The organism is Intrasporangium sp., assembly GCF_032907665.1.
Classification (GTDB): Bacteria; Actinomycetota; Actinomycetes; order Actinomycetales; family Dermatophilaceae; genus Intrasporangium.
Genome location: NZ_JAJJPG010000261.1, coordinates 1 through 2,541, shown reverse-complemented (window position 1 = coordinate 2,541; position 2,541 = coordinate 1). Strand labels below are relative to the sequence as shown.

Sequence of the window (2,541 nt, the reverse complement as noted above, 5' to 3'; positions counted from 1 at the left end):
CACTCATGCCGGGGAGTCTACTGACGAGTGAGCAGACGCTTAGTGCATTGTGACCGCGGTCCCAGCGTGACGCGCGTCCCGGCGGCTTGGCGGGGTCGGCTGATGCGTGACGCCGTCCCGGTCGGATTCGGCCAGCGTTCGGCGCCGTGCGCAGGGGGTCGCGCTCGGGGTAGGGGCACACCCACCGAACTGGCACGGAATAACCAGATGTTGGAATATTCATAAGGAAGCGCCGATTATCAGGGATAATCGGCGCACACCACCGCGCTCGCCGGAGCACGCACCACCCCAGCCCCACCACCACGAACCACCCCGGCACGATCACCCCAAGCCACCGCAGCCCAATAGCCGCCAGAGGGAGCCCCGCAATGCCCATTCACGACGACGTGACCAAGCTGATCGGCAACACGCCGCTCGTCCGACTCAACCGGGTCACCGACGGAGCGGAGGCGACCGTCGCCGCGAAGCTCGAGTTCTACAACCCCGCGAGCTCGGTCAAGGACCGCATCGGGGTGTCCATCGTCGATGCTGCTGAGGCCAGCGGAGAGCTCCAGCCGGGCGGCACCATCGTCGAGGCCACCTCGGGCAACACCGGCATCGCCCTCGCGATGGTCGGCGCCGCCCGCGGCTACGACGTCGTCCTCACCATGCCGGAGTCCATGTCCAAGGAGCGCCGTGCCCTCCTGCGTGCCTTCGGTGCCGAGCTCGTCCTCACCGATCCCGCGACCGGGATGAAGGGGGCCGTCGAGCGGGCCGAGCAGATCGCTTCCGAGCGAGGCGGAGTCCTCGCCCGTCAGTTCGCCAACGAGGCCAACCCGGAGATCCACCGGAAGACAACCGCCGAGGAGATCTGGAAGGACACGGACGGCAAGGTCGACATCGTCGTCGCCGGCATCGGCACGGGCGGCACCATCACAGGCGTGGGACAGGTCCTCAAGTCCCGCAAGCCCGACGTCAAGATCATCGCCGTCGAGCCCGAGGAGTCGGCCATCCTCAACGGAGGTCAGCCCGGGCCGCACAAGATCCAGGGCATCGGGGCCAACTTCGTCCCGGAGATCCTCGACACCGAGGTCTACGACGAGGTCATCGACGTCAACGCCGCCACGTCCGTCGAGTACGCTCGCCGCGCCGCCACCGAGGAGGGCCTCCTCGTGGGCATCAGCTCGGGCGCCGCCATCGCCGCGGCTGCCCAGGTCGCCGCCCGGCCGGAGAACAAGGGCAAGACCATCGTCGTCATCGTCCCGTCCTTCGGTGAGCGCTACCTGTCCACCATCCTCTTCGAGGGTCTGGTCGACTGACCATGAGCACCGCCGCGAAGTCCGAGCACGGGAGGCGCCGCCCCCCGCACGGGACCCCGCTCACGCTGGTCCGCGCGTCCGACGTCGAGCCGGCTGAGCGGCATACGCCGAAGAAGCGGGCGTATGCCGCTGGGCTCGGTCTCGTCCGCAAGGTGGCCGCGCGCTTGCGCGAGGACGTCGACGGCGCCATCGAGCGCGACCCGGCCGCGTCGTCCCGGCTCGAGGTCGTGCTCACGTCGCCCGGGCTGCACGCGATCTGGGCCCACCGCGGGCTCCACGAGCTGTGGAAGCTGCCCGGCGGTCGCCTGCCCGCTCGCGTCCTCGCCACGGTGGCCCGCTCGGTCACCGGCGTCGAGATCCACCCCGCGGCGCAGATCGGTCGCCGGTTCTTCATCGACCACGGCATGGGTGTCGTCATCGGTGAGACCGCGGAGGTCGGCGACGACGTCATGGTCTACCACGGGGTGACGCTCGGCGGCCGCTCCATGGAGCACGTCAAGCGACACCCCACGGTCGGCAACCGGGTGACGATCGGGGCAGGCGCGCGAATCCTGGGGCCCGTGCTGATCGGGGACGACACACAGATCGGCGCCAACGCCGTCGTCGTCAAGGACGTCCCCGCCGGCGCGGTTGCGGTCGGGGTGCCTGCGGAGCTGCGCTTCCCCAAGCGGACTGCCGCGAACCACTGGCTCGACCCGGCGATGTTCATCTGACCTGGCCCTGGGTACGTCCTGAGCCGAGGCAGCTGCCTCTGCGCGAGCCCCGCTGCGTTCCCCCGGCACAGCGGGGCTCGCCCTGTCCCCGGGCTCGCCCGTCCCGAAGAGCCGTCCGAGGGGTGGGTTGCGCGGATTCAGGCGACGCCGGCACCTTGGCTAGACTCGGCGCACCTGGAGGGCTCGCATAGTGGCCTAGTGCGGCGGTCTTGAAAACCGCTATGGGTTTATCCCCATCGTGGGTTCGAATCCCACGCCCTCCGCCAATCTCCCAGCGCACCTCGCGCTGTCCGGGAGGTCGGCGCGGGGTCCGGCGCCCTCAGCCGGGCCCCGCGCCGAGTCCTTCGCCCCCGGCCACGCCCCACCGTGGCCGAGGGCCTGGACTCCCCTCTTCCCTCCCCGTCATGCAGTTCGTGTCTGCCTGTCCTGGTGGCCGCTCATCGGTGAGACTGGGCTCGTGGCCGACGTCGCAGCGGAACTGGCAGGTGTGGAGCTCTTTGCGGGACTCGATCCCGCAGACCTCGGGCGCC

Annotated in this window: 2 protein-coding genes and 1 tRNA gene; all 3 read left to right on the top strand. The window is 70.0% G+C overall.

Features of this window, described 5'->3' with window-relative positions; translation table 11 throughout:
• Positions 1–368 precede the first annotated feature (368 nt).
• The 3 genes from cysK to LOY02_RS19185 all read left to right on the top strand — a co-directional run bounded on the left by cysK (position 369) and on the right by LOY02_RS19185 (position 2,277).
• On the top strand, positions 369–1,298 hold the full coding sequence (cysK, locus tag LOY02_RS19195; protein WP_317183959.1) for a cysteine synthase A: 930 nt from the start codon (positions 369–371) through the stop codon (positions 1,296–1,298).
• A gap of 2 nt (positions 1,299–1,300) precedes the next feature.
• A complete protein-coding gene (gene epsC / locus LOY02_RS19190) occupies positions 1,301–2,011 on the top strand; it encodes a serine O-acetyltransferase EpsC (RefSeq protein ID WP_317183958.1) in 711 nt (236 codons plus the stop codon).
• Between the two features lie 176 nt (positions 2,012–2,187).
• Positions 2,188–2,277, top strand: a tRNA-Ser gene (locus tag LOY02_RS19185).
• Positions 2,278–2,541: the final 264 nt, after the last annotated feature.

What these genes read in the sequence shown, in the direction of transcription:
- epsC (WP_317183958.1), top strand. Translation starts at nt 1,301, where the DNA reads ATGAGCACCGCCGCGAAGTCCGAGCACGGGAGGCGCCGCCCCCCGCAC.
- cysK (WP_317183959.1), top strand. Translation starts at nt 369, where the DNA reads ATGCCCATTCACGACGACGTGACCAAGCTGATCGGCAACACGCCGCTC.